Here is an 18,001-nt window from a genome sequence, read left to right on the forward strand (position 1 = left end):
GCTCGGCGGGGGTCCCCGGCGCACGCCACGCCGTGGTCCCGGCCGGGTGCGCGCGGCATCCTCGGTCGACATGGCCCCCCGCTCGCGACGCGAGGCCCGCCTCGGCGGCCGACGCTCCCGTCCATCCGTCCCCGAACCGCGCCCCGTCGCGCACCCGCCGACCACGGCGGACGCGGTGCTCGCGGGATACCGGCTCCTCCGCAGGCTCGGGTCGGGCGAGCGCGCGGACGTGCACCTGGCGGTCGCCGCGCAGCCGACTGCCGGGTCACCCGACGAACCCGAACCCGCGCCCGCGCTCGTCGTCGTCCGCGTGTACGATCGCTCGGCCGACGACGACGCGATCGCGACCGAGATCCACGCGATGGAGCACGATCCGACGGCGACCGTTCCCCGGCTCCTCGACGTCGCGACGCTCCCCGACGGCCGTGCCTGCCTCGTCGTCGAGCGCATCGGCGGGCGAACGCTCGCGACCATGCTCGACGACGCGCACCTCTCGCCCGGCCAGGTGGTCACCGCGCTCGCTCCGCTCCTCGTCGCCGTGCGCGAACTCGGAAGCCGCGGACTCGTGCACGCGCGGCTCGCGCCGTCGGACGTGCTCGTCGACGAGGCGGGCCGGCCGCGCCTCATCGGGCTCGGCGCGCTCGAGCGGACCGATGCGAGGGTCCCCGCCTCCGAACGGACCGAGCGAGCTCGGCGCGCGCATGCCGCGCTCCTCGCCCTCATGGAGGTCGTCGTGGCCGCCTCGATCACGCCCACCCGCTTCGAACCGCCGATCGAGCTCGCCCGGTCGATGCTGCTCGGCCGCCCGTTCGCCCCGGACCACGAGGCGATCGAACGCGCGCTCTTCGCCGTCGCCGAGCCCGTGCCGCTCGTCATTCCGATGGGATCGAGAGCCGCTGGACCACTGCCGTCGCGGATGCCGGCGGTGATTCCCGGAACGGGCCCGGTCCCGTTCGAGTCGGAGGTCGGGGCCCTCGATGGCGTGCGATCGACGGACCCGACGCAGCATGCCGAGACGGGGACGGAGGCGCCTCCCGTCGTCCTGTCCCGTCGGAGCGCGGCACGGTGTCTCGCCGAGCTGGCGCAGCTGCCCGGCATCGTCGACGGACTGGAGGGAGCGCCCGACGAGGGCGTCGGTGCCGCCGCGCGGCGGCGGCTCCTGGACTGGATCCGACGGCGTCCGGCCGTCCTCGCCACGGGCGGGTTCATCGGCACGGGCGCGCTCGTCCTCGTGCTCACCGCGGTGCCGCCCGCCGCGGCGGGTGACGGCGATCGCGCCGCGAGCGAGGCGGTGCGGGGCGCGCCGGCCACCGCGCAGGCGGCTCCGACCTCCGGCCCGTCGACCCAGACGGCGATCGGGGCGGCCGACGAGGTCGTCGAAGATGCGGCGGCGGTCGACGGAACCGACGGATCCGGCGAGGTCCGACCCGGCGGGACCGAGCCGGTCGAGGCCGCGGCCGCCCTGCTCGAGATCCGAGCAGGGTGCCTCGTCGGCCGCGACCTGGCGTGCGTCGCGTCCTACGCGCAACCCGCCTCGCCCATCGAGGCGCGCGACCTCGCCGCGATCGCGTCGGGCGAGCCCGCGGCCGCCGGCACGGCGGACCTGTCGGCGATCTCGGTGACCTCCGACCTCGGCGACGCGGTCGTGCTGAGCGTGCCCGCGATCGGCGAACGCGAACCGGCCTCGCTCCTGATGATGCGGAGCGAGGCCGGTTGGCGTCTACGGGAGTGGTTCGACTAGATGCCGAGGTCGCCCTCGAAGTCGCCCTCCTCGAGGCGGGCCTTGACCGCCGTGAGGAAGCGGGCCGCGTCGGCGCCGTCGATGATGCGGTGGTCGTACGACAGTGCGAGGTAGACCATCGAACGGATCGCGATCGCGTCCGAGCCGTCCTCGGAGATCACGACCGGGCGCTTGACGACGACGCCGGTGCCGAGGATCGCGGTCTGCGGCAGGAACACGACCGGCGTGTCGAACAGCGCACCGCGCGATCCGGTGTTCGTCAGCGTGAACGTGCCGCCCGCGAGCTCGTCGGGCTTGAGCTGGTTGTTGCGGGTGCGCTCGGCGAGGTCGGCGATCTGCCCGGCGAGGCCGGCGATGTCGAGCTCGCCCGCGTCGCGGACGACCGGCGTGAGCAGGCCGCGCTCGGTGTCGACCGCGATGCTCAGGTTCTCGCGCTCCGGGTAGACGATGGCATCGCCGTCGACCGTCGAGTTGATGATCGGGTAGGCGCGCAGCGCCTCGACCGCGGCCAGGGCGAAGAACGGCAGGAACGAGAGCTTGGTGCCGGTCTTCTCCTGGAACGTGCCCTTGACGCGGTCGCGCAGTCGGGCCACTCGAGTGACGTCGACCTCGACCACCGAGGTGAGCTGGGCGGTCGACTGCATCGAGACGACCGCACGCTCGGCCACGACCTTGCGAAGGCGCGTCATCGGCTGCGTGGTGCCGCGCAGCGGCGACGTCTCGAGCGGCTGGCGCTCGGCCTTCGCGGCAGGCGCCTCGGCCGCGGCAGGCGTGCCGGCCGAGAGCACGTCCTGCTTGCGGATGCGCCCGCCGACGCCGGTGCCGGTCACCGAGGCGAGGTCGACGCCCTGCTCGTTCGCGAGCTTGCGGACGATCGGGGTCACGTAGCCGGAGGTGCCGGCGTGCGCGCCGCCGCTCGGTGCGGCGGGAGCCGGCTGCGCGGCGGGCGCCGGAGCGGCGGGTGCCTCCTGTGCGGGCGCGGGCGCGGGCGGCGCAGCGGGAGCCTCCTGGGCTGGCGCGGCCGGGGCGGCGGGAGCCTGCGCCGGGGGAGCGGCCTGGGGTGCAGGAGCCGCCGGGGCAGTCTCCGGGGCCGGGGCGGCGGGAGCAGCCTCGGGGGCCGGGGCGGCTTCCTGAGCAGGGGCTGCCGGGGCGGCCTCGGGGGCCGGAGCGGCCGGGGCCTGCTCGGCGGCCGGCGCGGGTGCCTCCTGTGCCGGAGCCTCGGGTGCGGCGGGAGCCTCGGCGGCCGGGGCCGCCGCGGGCTCCGCAGCTCCAGAGCCGTCGCCGATCGTGACGAGCGCGGTTCCGACCTCGACGGTCTCGTCCTCCTGGACGAGGATCGCCTCGATGACACCCGCGACGGGCGACGGGATCTCGGTGTCGACCTTGTCGGTCGAAACCTCGAGCAGCGGCTCGTCGACCTCGACTCGGTCTCCCACGTTCTTCAGCCAGCGGGTGACCGTGCCCTCGGTGACACTCTCGCCGAGTGCCGGGAGGCTGACGGATTCGCTCATTCGCTTGTCTCCTTCACAGCGTGTGACGCGTTCTAGCTTATTGCAGTCGTATTTCGGCGCGACGGGATCAGAGCGCGTGGAGCGGCTTGCCCGCGAGCTTCAGGAACGCCTCGCCCAGCGCCTCGTTCTGCGTCGGGTGCGCGTGGATCAGGGGGGCGATGTCCTCGGGGTACGCCTCCCAGTTCACGGCCAGCTGCGCCTCGCCGATCAGCTCGCCGACGCGAGCGCCGATCATGTGCACGCCGACCACGGGGCCGTCGTTGACGCGGACGACCTTGATCGATCCACTGGTCTCGAGGATGTGGCTCTTGCCGTTGCCCGCGAGGTTGTACTCGTACGAGGAGACCTGGTCGGCGCCGAACTTCTCGGCGGCGCGCGCCTCGGTGTAGCCGACCGACGCGACCTCGGGCTCGCAGTAGGTGACCTTCGGGATGTTGACGTCCTCGACGATGATGGGGCTCAGGCCCGCGATCTCCTCGGCGACGAAGATGCCCTGCTGGAAGCCGCGGTGGGCGAGCTGGAGGCCGGGGACGATGTCACCGACGGCGTAGACGCCTGGGACGCTCGTCTCGAGGCGCTCGTTCGTGATGACGAAGCCGCGGTCGACGGTGACGCCCGCCTCCTCGTAGCCGAGGTTCTGAGTGACCGGGCCGCGACCGACGGCGACGAGCAGGAGCTCGGCCTCGACCGTGTCGCCGTTCTCGAGGGTCACGACGACGCCGTCGTCGTGCTGGGTCACGCCCTGGAAGCGCACGCCGAGCTTGTAGTCGATGCCGCGCTTGCGGAACGCGCGCTCGAGCTGCTTCGAGATCGACTCCTCCTCGTTGGGCACGAGGTGGGGGAGGGCCTCGATGATGGTGACGTCGGCGCCGAACGAACGCCAGACGCTCGCGAACTCTACGCCGATGACGCCGCCGCCGAGGATCGCGACCTTCTTCGGCACGAAGTCGAGTTCGAGCGCCTGCTCGCTGGTGATCACGCGGCCGGCGATCTCGAGGCCGGGCAGCGAGCGCGAGTAGGAGCCCGTCGCGAGGACCACGTTCTTGCCGGTGAGCCGCTCGTCGCCGACGACGACCGTCTTGGCGCCCTCGAGCCGACCCTCGCCCTCGAACACGGTGATGCCGCGGGCCTTGATGAGGCCCTGCAGGCCCTTGAACTTGCTCGCGACGATGCCCTCGCGGTACCGCGTCACGGCCGGGATGTCGATGCCCTCGAAGCTCGACCGGACGCCGAACTTCTCCGACTCGCGCGAGTTGTCCGCGACCTCGGCCGCGTGCAGCAGCGCCTTCGTCGGGATGCACCCACGGTGCAGGCACGTGCCGCCGAGCTTGTCCTTCTCGACGAGGGCCACGCTGAGGCCGAGCTGGACGGCGCGCAGCGCCGCTGCGTACCCTCCGCTGCCGCCTCCGAGGATGACGAGGTCAAAGTTCTGCTCGGACAAAGAGAATCTCCCTTGCGCATCGGATCTGCGGCGCGAGTCACCCGGTTTCGTGGCCGGGGAACGTCTGGGGCGTGGATCGCCCCACACGACTGTACTACCTGGCGACGGCCCGCTCGCCCAGCGCGATGAGGGTCCGCACGGCGGCCCCGGTGCCGCCCGCTCCGGTGAATCCCCACGGCGCCGCGGTGTTGTAGGAGGGCCCGGCGATGTCGAGGTGCGCCCACGGGATCCTGGGGGCGTTCTCGCCGTCGCGTCGGCCGACGAACTGCTGGAGGAACACCCCGGCGAGCAGCATGCCGGGCACCACGGTCCCGAGCTTGGTGTTCGCGAGGTCCGCGACATCCGACTTCAGCAGGGGGAGGAGGTCCTCGGGCAGGGGCATCGGCCACGTCGGCTCGCCGGCGGCCTCCGCCGCGCCGCGGAGCTCCGCGACGAGCTCGTCCTCGCCCATCAGGCCCGTGATGCGATTGCCGAGCGCGACGACCTGCGCGCCGGTGAGCGTTGCGACATCGATGATCGCGTCGGGCTGCTCCTCGCTCGCCGCGGCGAGCGCATCGGCCATGACGAGGCGCCCCTCCGCGTCGGTGTTCAGCACCTCGACGGTGGTGCCGCCCTTCATCCGGATCACGTCGTTCGGTCGTGCCGCGGTGCCCGACGGCATGTTCTCGGCGAGGCAGAGCCATCCGGTGACCCGCACGGGCACCTCGAGCTCCGCGAGCGCCACGATCGCGGAGAGCACGGCGGCCGCGCCGGCCATGTCCGACTTCATGCCGACCATGGAGGCCCCGGGCTTCAGCGAGAGCCCGCCCGAGTCGAAGGTGATGCCCTTGCCGACCAGGGCGAGGTGAGCGGATGCCCCGGCCGGGGCGTACTCGAGGCGGACGAGCCGCGGCGGGCGCGACGAGCCCCCGCCGACCGCGAGGATGCCGTTGAAGCCGCCCTCGGCGAGCGCGGCCTCGTCGTAGGTCCTGACCATGATGCCGGCCGATTCGGCGGCCGCCGCCGCGAGGTCGGCCAGGACGGTGGGAGGCAGGTCGTTGGGTGCGGTGTTGACGAGATCCTTCGTTCGCGCGACCGCCGCCACGACGCTGCGGATGCGGTCGAGGCGGACGGCTTCGGCGTCGTGCTCGGTGTGCACGACGAGCCGGTCCGGGCCGGTCGGCCCGTCCTTGTACTCGGTGAACGTGTAGGCGCCGAGGGCAGCGCCCTCGGCGAACGCCTCCGCGAGCGGCGCGTCGAGGCCGACGCCCGCGAGCGAGACGGTCGAGGCGGAGGCGAGTGCGCGGAGCGCTGCCCCTCCCGCGTGCCGCAGCGACTCGGCATCCGTGGTCTCGCCGACGCCGGTGGCGACGACCAGGAGGTCGACGTCGGGCGCCGTGAGCTTCGTCACCTCGTCCAGCCCGCCCTTGGCGCCGAGCCGGGCGAGGGCGGCGCCGACCCACGCGAAGCCGCCCTCGACGATCGGCACGGGGCCGTCGCCGGTGCGTCGGACGGGCAGGACCACGGCGTCGACGTCGGTCGGAGCGGCGGGGGAGGCGGTGAGTTCGATCGAGGGAACGGACATGGCTTCGATCGTAGGTGTTCGCCCCGCCCGGGCCGGCATCCGCTGTTCGCTCTCGGCATGGTCGCCGCGGTGCGCTCGAGGGCGGGCGCGGTCCCTGCCTCGGTACCCTTGGACCATGCGCGATCCCCGCTCCCTGTACGAGCTCAACGCCGACGTCGAGGTGCCCCTCGGACTCCCGCTCGTCGCCGGGCTCACGGGGTTCGCCGACGCGGGATCGGCCGTCGCCCAGACGACGGAGTACCTTCTCACCACCCTCGACAGCGAGGTCGTGGCGACGTTCGACGCCGACGAGCTGCTCGACTACCGCGCACGGAGGCCCGTGATCCTCTTCGAGGGGGACCACCTGACCGACTACCGACCCCCGAGGCTGTCGCTCGACCTGGCGCGCGACGAGCTCGGCCAGCCGTTCCTGCTGCTGACGGGCTTCGAGCCGGACTTCCAGTGGGACCGCTTCGGCGCCGCGGTGCTCGGCCTCATCGAGCGCTTCGAGGTGTCGTCGACCACGTGGATCAACTCGATCCCGATGCCGGTGCCCCACACGCGACCGATCGGCGTCACGGTGAGCGGCAACCGGACCGACCTCATCGAGGCGATGTCGGTGTGGCGGCCGACGACCCAGGTTCCGGCGAACGCGCTGCACCTCGTGGAGTACCGGCTGCAGTCGCAGGGGCACCCGACGACGGGGTTCGTGCTCCTCGTGCCGCACTACCTGTCGGATGCGGAGTTCCCGTCCGCGGCGGTCACGGCGCTCGAGGCGGTGAGCGCCTCGACGGGTCGCATCTTCCCCACGGACTCGCTGCGCGAACAGGGTCGCGAGTTCACGGCGCGGATCGACGAGCAGGTCGCCGAGAACGGCGAGCTCGCCAAGCTCGTGCACACGCTCGAGGAACGTCACGACGACTACATGGAGGGCACCAGCCTGCGATCACCGCTCACCGATGAGGACGGCGAGCTGCCGTCTGCGGACGAGATCGGCGCCGAGCTGGAGAAGTTCCTCGCCCGCCGCCGAAGCCGCGACGCCGACGAGGGCTGACGCCGATCCGGCGACGGCGCCGGGGGAATGCCGCCGACGCCGGACGCGTTGGACTCTGGTGCAGGTCGGATCGCGCCCGGAACCCGCGTCGTTGCGGACGGTCGACGCGTCGCGGCCTGTATAATGGGGGGAAGGACCCGTTCTGGTCCGCCGTGCGACTCGCGTCGCCACCGTTGCGGACTTGACATGGGTCCTCATCGTGTCCGAAATCACCCGGGTCGCGACGCAGACAGAGATCCCGGCAGGCCCGCCCAGGGGCCATGCGCCGCGCGACGGTGAGGAAGAGGTTCAGTACACATGGCAGCCAAGACCACCACGGCGACGACCGACGAGTCGGCCGAGGCGCCCCGCGCCACGGGCACGACCAAGCGGGCGTCGGCGTCGAAGTCGACGAAGGCCACGACCGCGAAGGCCGCGTCGACCAAGAGCACCGCATCGAAGAAGAGCGCCACGACGGCGTCGAAGACGCCCCGCACGTCGACTGCGAAGGGCGGCAAGGCGAAGGGCACCAAGGCGAAGGGCGCCGACGGCGCCGACGAGGAGGAGCTCGACGACGCCGAGGACGAGGAGGTCGCGGTCGAGGACGGCGCCGACGAGACGACGGGCGACGAGTCGACCGACGACTCAGGCGACGAGGAGGCGAAGCCCGCCGCCGCGGAGCCCCACCCGACGGGTGCGATCGTGCTCCGCGCCTCCGACGACGAGGACGAGATCCCCGTCTACTCGACGACGATCACCGGCGCGACGGCCGATCCGGTCAAGGACTACCTGAAGCAGATCGGCAAGGTCGCGCTCCTGAACGCGGCCGAAGAGGTCGAGCTGGCGATGCGGATCGAGGCGGGCCTCTTCGCCGAGGAGAAGCTCTCGCACATGTCCGACGCCGAGAAGCGCTCGCAGCTCGGCCGCGAGCTCCAGTGGGTCGCCCGCGACGGTCAGCGCGCCAAGAGCCACCTGCTCGGCGCGAACCTGCGCCTCGTGGTCTCGCTCGCCAAGCGCTACACGGGTCGCGGCATGCAGTTCCTCGACCTCATCCAGGAGGGCAACCTCGGCCTCATCCGCGCGGTCGAGAAGTTCGACTACACCAAGGGCTTCAAGTTCTCGACCTACGCGACCTGGTGGATCCGTCAGGCGATCACGCGCGCGATGGCCGACCAGGCCCGCACCATCCGCATCCCGGTGCACATGGTCGAGGTCATCAACAAGCTCGCGCGCGTCCAGCGGCAGATGCTGCAGGACCTCGGGCGCGAGCCCACCCCCGAGGAGCTGTCGAAGGAACTCGACATGACCCCCGAGAAGGTCATCGAGGTCCAGAAGTACGGCCGCGAGCCCATCTCGCTGCACACGCCGCTGGGCGAGGACGGCGACAGCGAGTTCGGCGACCTCATCGAGGACACCGAGGCGGTCGTCCCGGCCGACGCGGTCGGCTTCACCATGCTGCAGAAGCAGCTCGAGTCGCTGCTCGACTCCCTGAGCGAGCGCGAGGCCGGCGTCATCCGCATGCGGTTCGGCCTCGGCGACGGCATGCCGAAGACGCTCGACCAGATCGGCGACACCTTCGGCGTGACGCGCGAGCGCATCCGCCAGATCGAGTCGAAGACGATGGCGAAGCTCCGCCACCCGTCCCGGTCGCAGTCGCTGCGCGACTACCTCGAGTAGGCCGCCAGTGAAGTACGCGCCGGCGATCCTCGTCGGCCGGCTCACCAGGATCGCCGCCCGGCTGCGCAAGCCGGGCGGCGGTTCGGCGGTGCCCGGCCTCGTGGTCAACTCCATCGCCCCCGGCTACCTCCGCACCACGCTCTCCGGATTCCCGCGCGGCCTCGTCGTCGTCACCGGTTCGAGCGGCAAGTCGACGACGACGAAGATGCTCGTCGCGATCCTGCGCGCCCACGGCGAGGCGGTCTTCACGAACCCCTCGACCGCGAACATCAGCCAGGGCCTCACGTCCGCGCTCCTCGAGCAGGCGGACTGGCGCGGCCGAGTGCCCGGCGACGTCGCGGTGCTCGAGATGGACGAGGGCCACGGCGCCCGCGTGATGGAGGGCGTCGACGCCCGCGTCGTGACCCTCACGAACGTCATGGTCGACCAGATCGACCGGTTCCACGACTCGGAGATGGTCGCCGGCATGCTCGCGAAGATCGCATCCCGCGCGCACGGCTCCGTCGTCGTGAACGCCGACGACGCGTACCTCGAGCGGATCGCCGACGGACTCGACGACGGCGTCGCGGTACGGCGATTCGGCGTCTCCCCGACGGTCCTCGCCGCCTCGCCGCGCGGACTCGGGCACACCGAGACCAGCCCCGAGCGTCTCGATCCGACGGCGGGCGTGGTCGTGGCATCCGTCGACGGGGCGTCGGCGGTGCTCGCGGACGGCGGACGCGACGTCGCGATCGGACTGCCCGCGCGCGGCACGCACTACGCGGTCGATGCGGCCGCGGCGTACTCGACGGCACACGCTGTGCTCGGCGAGCAGTTCGACCCCGAGGTCGCGGCCCGCGCACTGAGTGGCATCCCCGCGGTCTTCGGACGCGGCGAGCGGGTCACGGTCCGCGGGCAGGAGGTCGACTTCGTCCTCGTGCAGAACCCCGCGAGCTACCAGTTGAACGTCGACAGCATCGCACCGGGGACGGACCGGATCCTCTTCGCCATCGGGTCCGACGTGCGCGATCCGTCCTACTTCTGGCCGACCGATGCCTCCTCCCTCGGCCGAGTCTCGATCGTGAGCGGCTCCAAGGCCGACGAGGCCGCGCTGATGCTCGCATACGACGGCGTCGAGATCGACCGCGTCGAGCACGACCTGGGTCGCGCCCTCGACGACTTCCTCGCCGCGCCCGCCCCGACGAACGGCGTGAAGACCATCGTGTTCTCGGCCGACGCCATGCGGCGCACGCGGGCGCACCTCGGATTGACGGGAGCGGAATGACCCTCACGATCGTCTCGCTGCTGCCCTCGTTGCAGAACACGAACGGCGACGCGGAGAACGCGGCCGTGCTCGCGGCGCGCGCTCGATGGGCCGGAATCGATGCACGGGTCGTGCCGGTCGAGCGCGCGGCGGACTTGCCGGAGCGGGTCGACGTGGTCGTCCTCGGCTCGGGCAGCGATTCCTCGCTCGAGCGCAGCCGCGAGGTCCTGCTCGGACTCCACGACGAGCTCCGTCGTTGGGGCACCGAGGGCGTGCCGATCCTCGCGATCGGCACCGGGTGGGAGCTGCTCAGCTGGGGCATCGAGCTCGAGGACGGCCGCAGCGTCGAGGGCCTCGGCGTCCTCGCCGGTCGAGCGGTGCCGCGCGAGGGCCGCGTGGCGGGCGACCTCGTCGTGAAGGCGGCAGGCGGCCTCGGGCTGCTCGTGGGCTTCGAGAACCACGCACGCGACTACGTCGGCGCGGAGGCGTCGCCGGTCGGGCGCGTCCAGGCGGGATCGGGCAACGGTCGCGGCTCCGGGCAGGAGGGAGTTCGGATGGGCGACGTCATCGGGACGCACCTGCACGGACCGGTGCTGGCGAAGAACCCGCGCCTGGCCGACGCGATGCTCGTCCGGGCGTGCGAACGAGTCGGGCTGGACTATGCACCGGGGGGGCGGTCGGCCGAGGTCGACCGGTTCGCCGAGGCCGCCCGCACGCTGCAGCTGCGCGCTGCGGGAGTCGCGGCATCCGCCGACGCCTGAGCCGACGCGAACGACGGCAGCGACGACGAACGCCCCCGGATCACTCCAGGGGCGTTCTCGTCGTCGTGGGGACCCGCGTCAGTTGCGCGTGTCGGAGAGGAGCCGGCTCGACTCGTCGTGCCAGCTGTGGGCGATCTGCGAGAGCTTCTCCTCGTGCTTGCGGCCGTGGTGGGCGCAGAAGAGGAGTTCGCCGCTCGCGACGACCACTCGGATGTAGGCCTGTGCGCCGCAGGCGTCGCAGCGATCGAGCGCGGTCAGCTCGTGCGGGGTGTCGACTTCGTCGACCGCACCGGCGGTGTCGGTGGTCTGGTTCATGGCGCCTCCTCCGTAGATCACGAGCCGTTTCCGTCTCTCAATGAAAACACGACTCCGGCTGCGAACGTCCCGTACGACCGTGCATTTCGCTCAGCGCGAAGCGTCGGGTCCGGGAACGGGGGTGGCCGTCACTAGGCTTGTGCGACGTGAGCTCCGACTATTCCGCCCGCCATCTCTCCGTCCTCGAGGGCCTCGAAGCGGTCCGCAAGCGGCCGGGCATGTACATCGGTTCGACCGACTCGCGGGGCCTCATGCACTGCCTCTGGGAGATCATCGACAACTCCGTCGACGAGGCGCTGGCCGGCCACGGCACCGAGATCGACGTGGTACTGCACGCCGACCACAGCGTCGAGGTCCGCGACCGCGCCCGCGGGATCCCGGTCGACGTCGAGCCCAAGACGGGGCTCACCGGTGTCGAGGTCGTGTTCACGAAGCTCCACGCGGGCGGCAAGTTCGGGTCCGGCTCCTACTCCGCCTCGGGTGGCCTGCACGGCGTCGGCGCATCAGTGGTCAATGCGCTGTCGGAGCGCCTCGACGTCGAGGTCGACCGCGGCGGCGCGACGTGGGCCATGTCGTTCCACCGCGGCGAGCCGGGCATCTTCGACGACGACGGCACGCGATCGCCGTCGGCATCGTTCCGCCCGTTCGAGCAGTCGAGCGAACTGCGCAAGGTCGGGCGTGTCGCGAAGGCCGTGACCGGCACCCGGGTCCGGTACTGGGCCGACCCGCAGATCTTCACGCGCGGGGCGAGCTTCCAGCTCGAGGACCTCCTGAATCGCGCACGGCAGACCGCGTTCCTCGTTCCCGGCCTCGCGATCACCGTCTCCGACGAGCGCGGTGAGGCGCCCGAGACCCACCGCTTCCACTTCGAGGGGGGCATCTCGGAATTCGCCGAGCACCTCAGCGTCGACGGCCCGGTGACCGACATCTGGCGGCTGACGGGCGACGGGCGCTTCACCGAGACGGTGCCCGTGCTGAACGACCACGGTGCGATGATCCCGACCGACGTCGAGCGGCACTGCCACGTCGACATCGCGCTGCGCTGGGGCACGGGGTACGACACCGTGATGCGGAGCTTCGTCAACATCATCGCGACGCCGAAGGGCGGCACGCACCAGTCCGGCTTCGAACAGGGACTGCTGAAGTTCATCCGCCAGCAGGTCGAGCAGAACGCCCGACGACTGAAGGTCGGCAACGACAAGCTCGACAAGGACGACGTGCTCGCGGGCCTCACGGCGGTGCTCACGGTCCGACTGCCCGAGCCGCAGTTCGAGGGGCAGACGAAGGAGGTGCTCGGCACGCCCGCGGTGCGGTCGATCGTCGCATCGGTCGTGCAGAAGGCGCTCGGCGAGCGCTTCGCGTCGACCAAGCGCGACGACAAGGCGCAGAGCTCGATGCTGCTCGAGAAGGTGGTCTCGGAGATGAAGGCGCGCATCTCGGCGCGCACGCACAAGGAGACCCAGCGCCGCAAGAACGCGCTCGAGACCTCCTCGCTGCCGGCGAAGCTGGTCGACTGCCGGTCGACGGATGTCGCGCAGAGCGAGCTGTTCATCGTCGAGGGCGACTCGGCCCTCGGCACGGCCAAGCTCGCGCGCGACAGCGAGCACCAGGCGCTGCTGCCGATCCGCGGCAAGATCCTCAACGTGCAGAAGGCGTCGATCGCCGACATGCTCGGCAACGCGGAGTGCGCGTCGATCATCCAGGTCATCGGCGCCGGCTCCGGGAGGAGCTTCGACCTCTCGGCGGCCCGCTACGGCAAGGTCATCATCATGAGCGACGCCGACGTCGACGGCGCGCACATCCGCACGCTGCTGCTGACGCTCTTCTTCCGGTACATGCGGCCCATGATCGAGGACGGCCGCGTGTTCGCCGCCGTGCCGCCCCTGCACCGCGTCGTGGTGATGAATCCCGGTTCGAAGCCCAACGACGTGATCTACACCTACTCAGAGAAGGAGCTCGCGGGCGTGCTCGCGACGCTGCGGAAGCAGGGCAAGCGGTACCAGGACCCGATCCAGCGCTACAAGGGCCTCGGCGAGATGGATGCCGACCAGCTCGCGTCGACGACGATGGACCGCCGGCACCGCACGCTCCGCCGCGTCGGCGTGGCCGACGCCGAGAACGCGGGTCGCGTGTTCGAGCTGCTCATGGGCAACGAAGTCGCGCCGCGAAAGGAGTTCATCGTCGACAGCGCCGCGGCGCTCACGCGGGATCGCATCGACGCCTGAGCGCTGACGCCTCGGGCGAAGCACGCCCAGGACGCAAGACCGACGTCGACGGGCCCGTCGCACCGATGGTGCGGCGGGCCCGTCGTCGTGAAGGCCGTGCGGCGGAACGTCAGCGGATGGCCCGGCCGATCACCTGCACGACGGCGTCGAGCGTCTGGCCCGAGCCGTCGCGCTTCGCACCCCCCTCGGGGAGGACGCGCAGCGAGCCGTCGGTGCCCAGCGCACGCGCGGGACCGGGACCGACCCAGGCGACCGAGAGTGCGTCCTGGCCCTTGAGGAAGCGATGCGCGCGGACGCCGCCCGTCGCCCGCCCCTTCCCGGGGAACTCGGCGAAGTCCGAGACCTTCGCCGCACCTGGGTCGGCGCCGAGCAGCGTGTCGGCCGACGCGGCCACGGTCACGACGACGGTCGACTCGACGTCGGCGCGCGGGATCACCGTGAACGAGATCACGCGCGCCCCGGCGTCGAGCTTCACGCCGGCCATGCCGCCGGCCGGGCAGCCCTGCGGGCGGACGGTCGAGGCCGGGAAGTGCAGCAGCTGCGCGTCGCTCGTGACGAAGACGAGTTCGTCGTCGTCGCCGCCCTGCGAGGCGCCGACCACGCGGTCGCCCGGCTTCAGCGCGATCACCTCGAACTCGGGCCGGTTCGGGTAGTTGCCGGGCGCGACGCGCTTGACGACGCCCTGCTCGGTGCCGAGCACGATCGGCTGCTGCGGGTCGAGGGAGACGACGGCGAGCACCTGCTCGGCGCGGTCGGGGAGCGCGAGGTAGTCGGCGACCCGCACGCCGGCGCCGAGCTGCACCGAATTCGGAGGCAGCGCAGGCAGGTCCATCGGCGAGAACCGGATGAGGCGGCCCTTGGACGTGACCGCCCCGATCTCCGTCCGACTCGTTGTGGCGACCTCGGAACGCACCGCGTCGTGCTTGGAGCGGCGGCTCGGGGGAGTGAGCGTGACGGATGCCTCACCCTCGGGCGCGTCGACGCGGGCGATCCGCCCCGTCGAGCCGAGGATGACGCGGCACGGCACGTCGGCGTGCTCGAGGGTCGCGGGGTCGACCGCCTTGCGCGTCTTCGGCTGCACCCTGGCCTCGGTCAGCATCGTGCGGCGCGGGGTGCCGAACAGCTCGGCTGCGCGGTCCAGCTCCTCGGCGACCTGCGCGCGGATGCGCGCGTCGCTCGCGAGGAGCTCCTCGAGCGCGGCGATCTCCGCGAGCAACTGGTCGCGCTCCGCCTCGAGCTCGATCCGCGAGAACTTCGTGAGCCGACGCAGGCGGAGCTCGAGGATGTACTCGGCCTGCAGCCGGCTGAGGTCGAAGACGTCCTCCAGCCTGGACCTCGCGGCCTCGGCGTCGTCGCTCGAGCGGATGACCTGGATCACCTCGTCGATGTCCAGGATCGCGATGAGGAGGCCCTCGACCAGGTGGAGGCGTTCGCGGCGACGCGCGAGCCGGAACTCCGAGCGCCGGGTGATCACGCGGATCCGATGGGCGAGGTAGACGTCGAGCAGCTCGCGGAGGCCGAGGGTCTGCGGCTGTCCGTCGACGAGGGCGACGTTGTTGATGTTGAAGGAGTCCTCGAGCGGCGTCATCCGGTAGAGCTGCTCGAGTACCGCCTGGGGGTTGAAGCCGGTCTTCACGCCGATGACGAGGCGGAGCCCCTTGGTGCGGTCGGTGAGGTCGGCGACATCCGAGATGCCGGTGATCTTCTTGGCGTTGACGCCGTCCTTGATCTTCTCGATGACCTTCTCGGGGCCGACGAGGTAGGGCAGTTCGGTGACGACCAGGCCGGCCTTCCGCGGCGTGAGCTGCTCGACGGACACCTTCGCCCGCGTCTTGAACGACCCGCGGCCGGTCGCGTACGCGTCGCGTACCCCGGAGAGGCCGACGATGGTCCCGCCCGACGGGAAGTCGGGCCCCGGCACGAACTCCATGAGCTCGTCGAGCGTCGCCTCGGGGTTCAGCAGGAGGTGCCGGGCCGCGGCGACGACCTCGACGAGGTTGTGCGGCGCCATGTTCGTCGCCATGCCGACCGCGATGCCGCTCGCGCCGTTGACGAGCAGGTTGGGGATCGCCGCGGGCAGCACCTCCGGCTGCTGGTGCGAGTTGTCGTAGTTGGGGACGAAGTCGACGACGTCCTCGTCGAGGTGCTCGGTCATCGACACGGCGGCGGGCGCCATGCGCGCCTCGGTGTAGCGCGCGGCGGCGGGGCCGTCGTCGAGCGAGCCGAAGTTGCCGTGGCCGTCGACGAGGGGAACGCGGAGTGTGAACGCCTGCGCCAGGCGCACGAGCGCGTCGTAGATCGCGCTGTCGCCGTGCGGGTGGAGCTTGCCCATGACCTCGCCGACGACGCGCGCCGACTTGACGTGCCCCCGATCGGGGCGCAGCCCCATGTCGCTCATCATGTAGAGGATGCGGCGTTGCACGGGCTTCAGGCCGTCGCGCGCGTCGGGGAGCGCGCGCGAGTAGATGACGGAGTAGGCGTACTCGAGGAAGGACCCCTGCATCTCCTCTGCGACGTCGATCTCGTCGATCCGCTCGGCGATCGGTGATGAGGAGGGTTCGCTCTTGGCTGGGGTCATTCGTCGTCTCTGCGCAGGGCGCGCACGGGGCACGCGCGGGGAACGGGGCCGCGCCCGGCCTGTGCCAGACTGGGCGCGATGCCAGCAATGCTACCGGTGCCCGCCGACGGAGCCCCGCGGCTCACCGGGGTGCTGCCCGCCGCCCTCGCCTCGATCGGCGGGGGAGCCGGCCCGTTCGACCTCCCGGCCGTCGACTCGGCCGTGGTCGTCCTCGTCGACGGGCTCGGAGCCGGCAACCTGCGCGGTCGCTCGGGCCACGCCCGCTTCCTCGCGGGCGCGATGGCCAAGCGGGATGTGATCCGGACGGTGTTCCCCTCCACGACCGCGGCGGCGATCGCGAGCTTCGCCACCGGGCTCATGCCCGGTGCGCACGGGCTCATGGGCTACCGAGTCCCGGATCGCGCGAACGACCGCGTCGTGAACCAGCTGAGCGGCTGGGATGACCGGATGGTCCCGGAGGCCTGGCAGCCGCACGACACCGTCTTCGACCGAGCGGAAGAGCGGGGCGTGCGCGCGGTCGCGATCGGCGGCACCCGCTACGCGACGTCGGGCTTCACGCGCGCGGTGCTCCGCGGGGCGGAGTACCGCGCGGGCGCGAAGATCCCCGACCGGTTCGCCGAGGCGCTCAGCGTCCTCCGAGAGGGTCCGGCGCTCGTCTACGTCTACGTCTCGGAGCTCGACCAGATCGCGCACGCCCACGGATGGGAATCCGATCGCTGGCTCGCCGCGCTCGAGACCCTCGACGCCGAGGTCGCCGAGTTCGAACGACGGATGCCCCGAGGCACGGGCCTCCTCGTCACCGCAGACCACGGCGTGCTCGACGTGCCACCGCATCGGCACGTGTTCGTCGACGCGACGCCGGGACTCGTCGAGGGCGTCCGCCATGTCGCGGGCGAGCCGCGCTGCCTCGGCCTCGTCCTCGAGCCCGACCTCGACGAGTCCGCGCGCGCCGCGCTCCTGGATCGCTGGCGGGATGCCGAGGGCGATCGGGCCTGGGTCGTCTCGCGCGACGAGGCGATCGCAAGCGGGCTCTACGGCGACGTCGAACCGCGGAACCTCGGCCGCATCGCCGACGTCCTCGTCGCGGCGCGCTCGGGCGTCGCCTACTACGACCGGCGCGAGGCCGATCGTCGCGGCGAGGAGATGGTCGGCCAGCACGGCTCCCTGACCGACGAGGAGACGCGCATCCCGCTCATCCGGCTCGGTGCGTACCGTCGCGACTGACGCGACGCGCCCGACGGCGATGGCGGATGCCGCGGCGCGAGGCCGCGGCATCCGTCCTCGTCCTCGTCCTCGTCCTCGTCCTCGTCCTCGTCAGGAGGGGTACTGGCCTCGCTTGACCTGCGGCTTCGGCAGGCGGAGCGGGCGCAGCTGCAGTGCGCGCATCGCCGCGTACCAGCGGAAGCGCTCGACCTTCGCCGCACCGAACTTCGCCGCGAGCTTCCGCTGCAGCGTGAAGCCGAGGATGATCACGTCGACCACGGAGACCAGGAAGAATCCCCACAGGGCGAAGATGCCGATGGTCTGGACCTCGTAGCTCGGGACGAACGTGAGCACGATCACGGCGAACATGACCGGGATCAGGATCTCGCCGATGCTGAAGCGCGCGTCGACGTAGTCGCGCACGTACTTCTTCTGCGGGCCGCGGTCGCGGGCGGGGAGGTACCGCTCGTCGCCGGCGGCCATGCCGAGCCGCGCGCGCTCCCGCGACTCGGCGGCCTTGGCGCGCGCCTGCCGCGCGGCCTCCTTGCGGTCGTTCGGGACGAGCGGGCGCTTGTTGGCGGCCTCGCGCTCGGCACGCGTCGGAGTGGGTGCGCCCTTGCCGACCTTGGGCGTCGCGGGTGCGGCGTCGTCGGGTGCGGAGGCGGGCGTCTCGGTCTTGGGGTGCTTGGCCACGGGGGAGTCCTCGTCGAATCGGTTCCTCTTAAGATTA

The 18,001-nt window shown here is 71.8% G+C and carries 13 protein-coding genes; 7 read left to right on the top strand and 6 right to left on the bottom strand.

Annotated features, from left to right (window positions below; genetic code table 11):
• The first annotated feature begins 70 nt into the window (after positions 1 to 70).
• The gene (locus ABME02_RS04235; RefSeq protein WP_353814035.1) at positions 71 to 1,741 is read left to right on the top strand and encodes a protein kinase; all 1,671 of its coding nucleotides are present in this window, start codon (positions 71 to 73) and stop codon (positions 1,739 to 1,741) included.
• Here ABME02_RS04235 and sucB read toward each other — a convergent pair.
• From sucB to ABME02_RS04250, 3 genes are all read right to left on the bottom strand, one after another.
• Complete coding sequence (gene sucB, locus ABME02_RS04240) at positions 1,738 to 3,252, bottom strand: 2-oxoglutarate dehydrogenase, E2 component, dihydrolipoamide succinyltransferase (protein WP_353814036.1); 1,515 nt, start codon at positions 3,250 to 3,252, stop codon at positions 1,738 to 1,740. The two genes, ABME02_RS04235 and sucB, sit on opposite strands and share 4 nt — an antisense overlap.
• Positions 3,253 to 3,319: 67 nt before the next feature.
• Positions 3,320 to 4,693, bottom strand: a complete 1,374-nt coding sequence (gene lpdA, locus ABME02_RS04245; protein WP_353814037.1) for a dihydrolipoyl dehydrogenase — start codon at positions 4,691 to 4,693, stop codon at positions 3,320 to 3,322.
• Positions 4,694 to 4,787: 94 nt separating this feature from the next.
• Positions 4,788 to 6,257, bottom strand: coding sequence for a leucyl aminopeptidase (locus ABME02_RS04250; RefSeq protein WP_353814038.1), 1,470 nt, complete (start codon positions 6,255 to 6,257; stop codon positions 4,788 to 4,790).
• 115 nt (positions 6,258 to 6,372) lie between these two features.
• On the opposite strand from ABME02_RS04250, the gene ABME02_RS04255 reads away from it, so the two are divergent.
• The 4 genes from ABME02_RS04255 to ABME02_RS04270 all read left to right on the top strand — a co-directional run bounded on the left by ABME02_RS04255 (position 6,373) and on the right by ABME02_RS04270 (position 10,950).
• Positions 6,373 to 7,290, top strand: coding sequence for a proteasome assembly chaperone family protein (locus ABME02_RS04255; protein ID WP_353814039.1), 918 nt, complete (start codon positions 6,373 to 6,375; stop codon positions 7,288 to 7,290).
• Positions 7,291 to 7,587: 297 nt separating this feature from the next.
• Complete coding sequence (locus tag ABME02_RS04260) at positions 7,588 to 8,946, top strand: RNA polymerase sigma factor (RefSeq protein ID WP_353814040.1); 1,359 nt, start codon at positions 7,588 to 7,590, stop codon at positions 8,944 to 8,946.
• A 7-nt stretch (positions 8,947 to 8,953) separates the two neighbouring features.
• Positions 8,954 to 10,210 carry a Mur ligase family protein gene (locus ABME02_RS04265; RefSeq protein ID WP_353814041.1) on the top strand — a complete coding sequence of 419 codons (1,257 nt, stop codon included), beginning with the start codon at positions 8,954 to 8,956 and terminating at the stop codon, positions 10,208 to 10,210.
• Complete coding sequence (locus ABME02_RS04270) at positions 10,207 to 10,950, top strand: type 1 glutamine amidotransferase (protein ID WP_353814042.1); 744 nt, start codon at positions 10,207 to 10,209, stop codon at positions 10,948 to 10,950. Before ABME02_RS04265 ends, ABME02_RS04270 begins: the two co-directional genes overlap by 4 nt.
• A gap of 78 nt (positions 10,951 to 11,028) precedes the next feature.
• On the opposite strand, the gene ABME02_RS04275 is transcribed toward ABME02_RS04270, so the two are convergent.
• Positions 11,029 to 11,265 carry a DUF7455 domain-containing protein gene (locus tag ABME02_RS04275; RefSeq protein ID WP_353814043.1) on the bottom strand — a complete coding sequence of 79 codons (237 nt, stop codon included), beginning with the start codon at positions 11,263 to 11,265 and terminating at the stop codon, positions 11,029 to 11,031.
• A 146-nt stretch (positions 11,266 to 11,411) separates the two neighbouring features.
• On the opposite strand from ABME02_RS04275, the gene ABME02_RS04280 reads away from it, so the two are divergent.
• Positions 11,412 to 13,490, top strand: coding sequence for a DNA gyrase/topoisomerase IV subunit B (locus tag ABME02_RS04280; RefSeq protein WP_353814044.1), 2,079 nt, complete (start codon positions 11,412 to 11,414; stop codon positions 13,488 to 13,490).
• A gap of 109 nt (positions 13,491 to 13,599) precedes the next feature.
• On the opposite strand, the gene ABME02_RS04285 is transcribed toward ABME02_RS04280, so the two are convergent.
• On the bottom strand, positions 13,600 to 16,068 hold the full coding sequence (locus ABME02_RS04285) for a DNA gyrase/topoisomerase IV subunit A (RefSeq protein ID WP_353814045.1): 2,469 nt from the start codon (positions 16,066 to 16,068) through the stop codon (positions 13,600 to 13,602).
• A gap of 78 nt (positions 16,069 to 16,146) precedes the next feature.
• Between ABME02_RS04285 and ABME02_RS04290 the strand changes: the two genes are divergently transcribed.
• Positions 16,147 to 17,292, top strand: coding sequence for an alkaline phosphatase family protein (locus tag ABME02_RS04290; protein WP_353814046.1), 1,146 nt, complete (start codon positions 16,147 to 16,149; stop codon positions 17,290 to 17,292).
• A 90-nt stretch (positions 17,293 to 17,382) separates the two neighbouring features.
• Here ABME02_RS04290 and ABME02_RS04295 read toward each other — a convergent pair whose 3' ends face one another.
• Positions 17,383 to 17,964, bottom strand: coding sequence for a DUF3043 domain-containing protein (locus ABME02_RS04295; protein ID WP_353814047.1), 582 nt, complete (start codon positions 17,962 to 17,964; stop codon positions 17,383 to 17,385).
• Positions 17,965 to 18,001 lie beyond the last annotated feature (37 nt).

It is taken from the genome of Agromyces zhanjiangensis (genome assembly GCF_040496055.1).
GTDB classification, from domain to species: Bacteria; Actinomycetota; Actinomycetes; order Actinomycetales; family Microbacteriaceae; genus Agromyces; species Agromyces zhanjiangensis.

Bases quoted from the DNA above. Each gene is read 5' to 3' on its own strand.
- ABME02_RS04235 (WP_353814035.1), top strand. From the start codon at position 71: ATGGCCCCCCGCTCGCGACGCGAGGCCCGCCTCGGCGGCCGACGCTCC.
- sucB (WP_353814036.1), bottom strand. From the start codon at position 3,252: ATGAGCGAATCCGTCAGCCTCCCGGCACTCGGCGAGAGTGTCACCGAG.
- ABME02_RS04250 (WP_353814038.1), bottom strand. From the start codon at position 6,257: ATGTCCGTTCCCTCGATCGAACTCACCGCCTCCCCCGCCGCTCCGACC.
- ABME02_RS04255 (WP_353814039.1), top strand. From the start codon at position 6,373: ATGCGCGATCCCCGCTCCCTGTACGAGCTCAACGCCGACGTCGAGGTG.
- ABME02_RS04260 (WP_353814040.1), top strand. From the start codon at position 7,588: ATGGCAGCCAAGACCACCACGGCGACGACCGACGAGTCGGCCGAGGCG.
- ABME02_RS04270 (WP_353814042.1), top strand. From the start codon at position 10,207: ATGACCCTCACGATCGTCTCGCTGCTGCCCTCGTTGCAGAACACGAAC.
- ABME02_RS04275 (WP_353814043.1), bottom strand. From the start codon at position 11,265: ATGAACCAGACCACCGACACCGCCGGTGCGGTCGACGAAGTCGACACC.
- ABME02_RS04285 (WP_353814045.1), bottom strand. From the start codon at position 16,068: ATGACCCCAGCCAAGAGCGAACCCTCCTCATCACCGATCGCCGAGCGG.
- ABME02_RS04290 (WP_353814046.1), top strand. From the start codon at position 16,147: ATGCCAGCAATGCTACCGGTGCCCGCCGACGGAGCCCCGCGGCTCACC.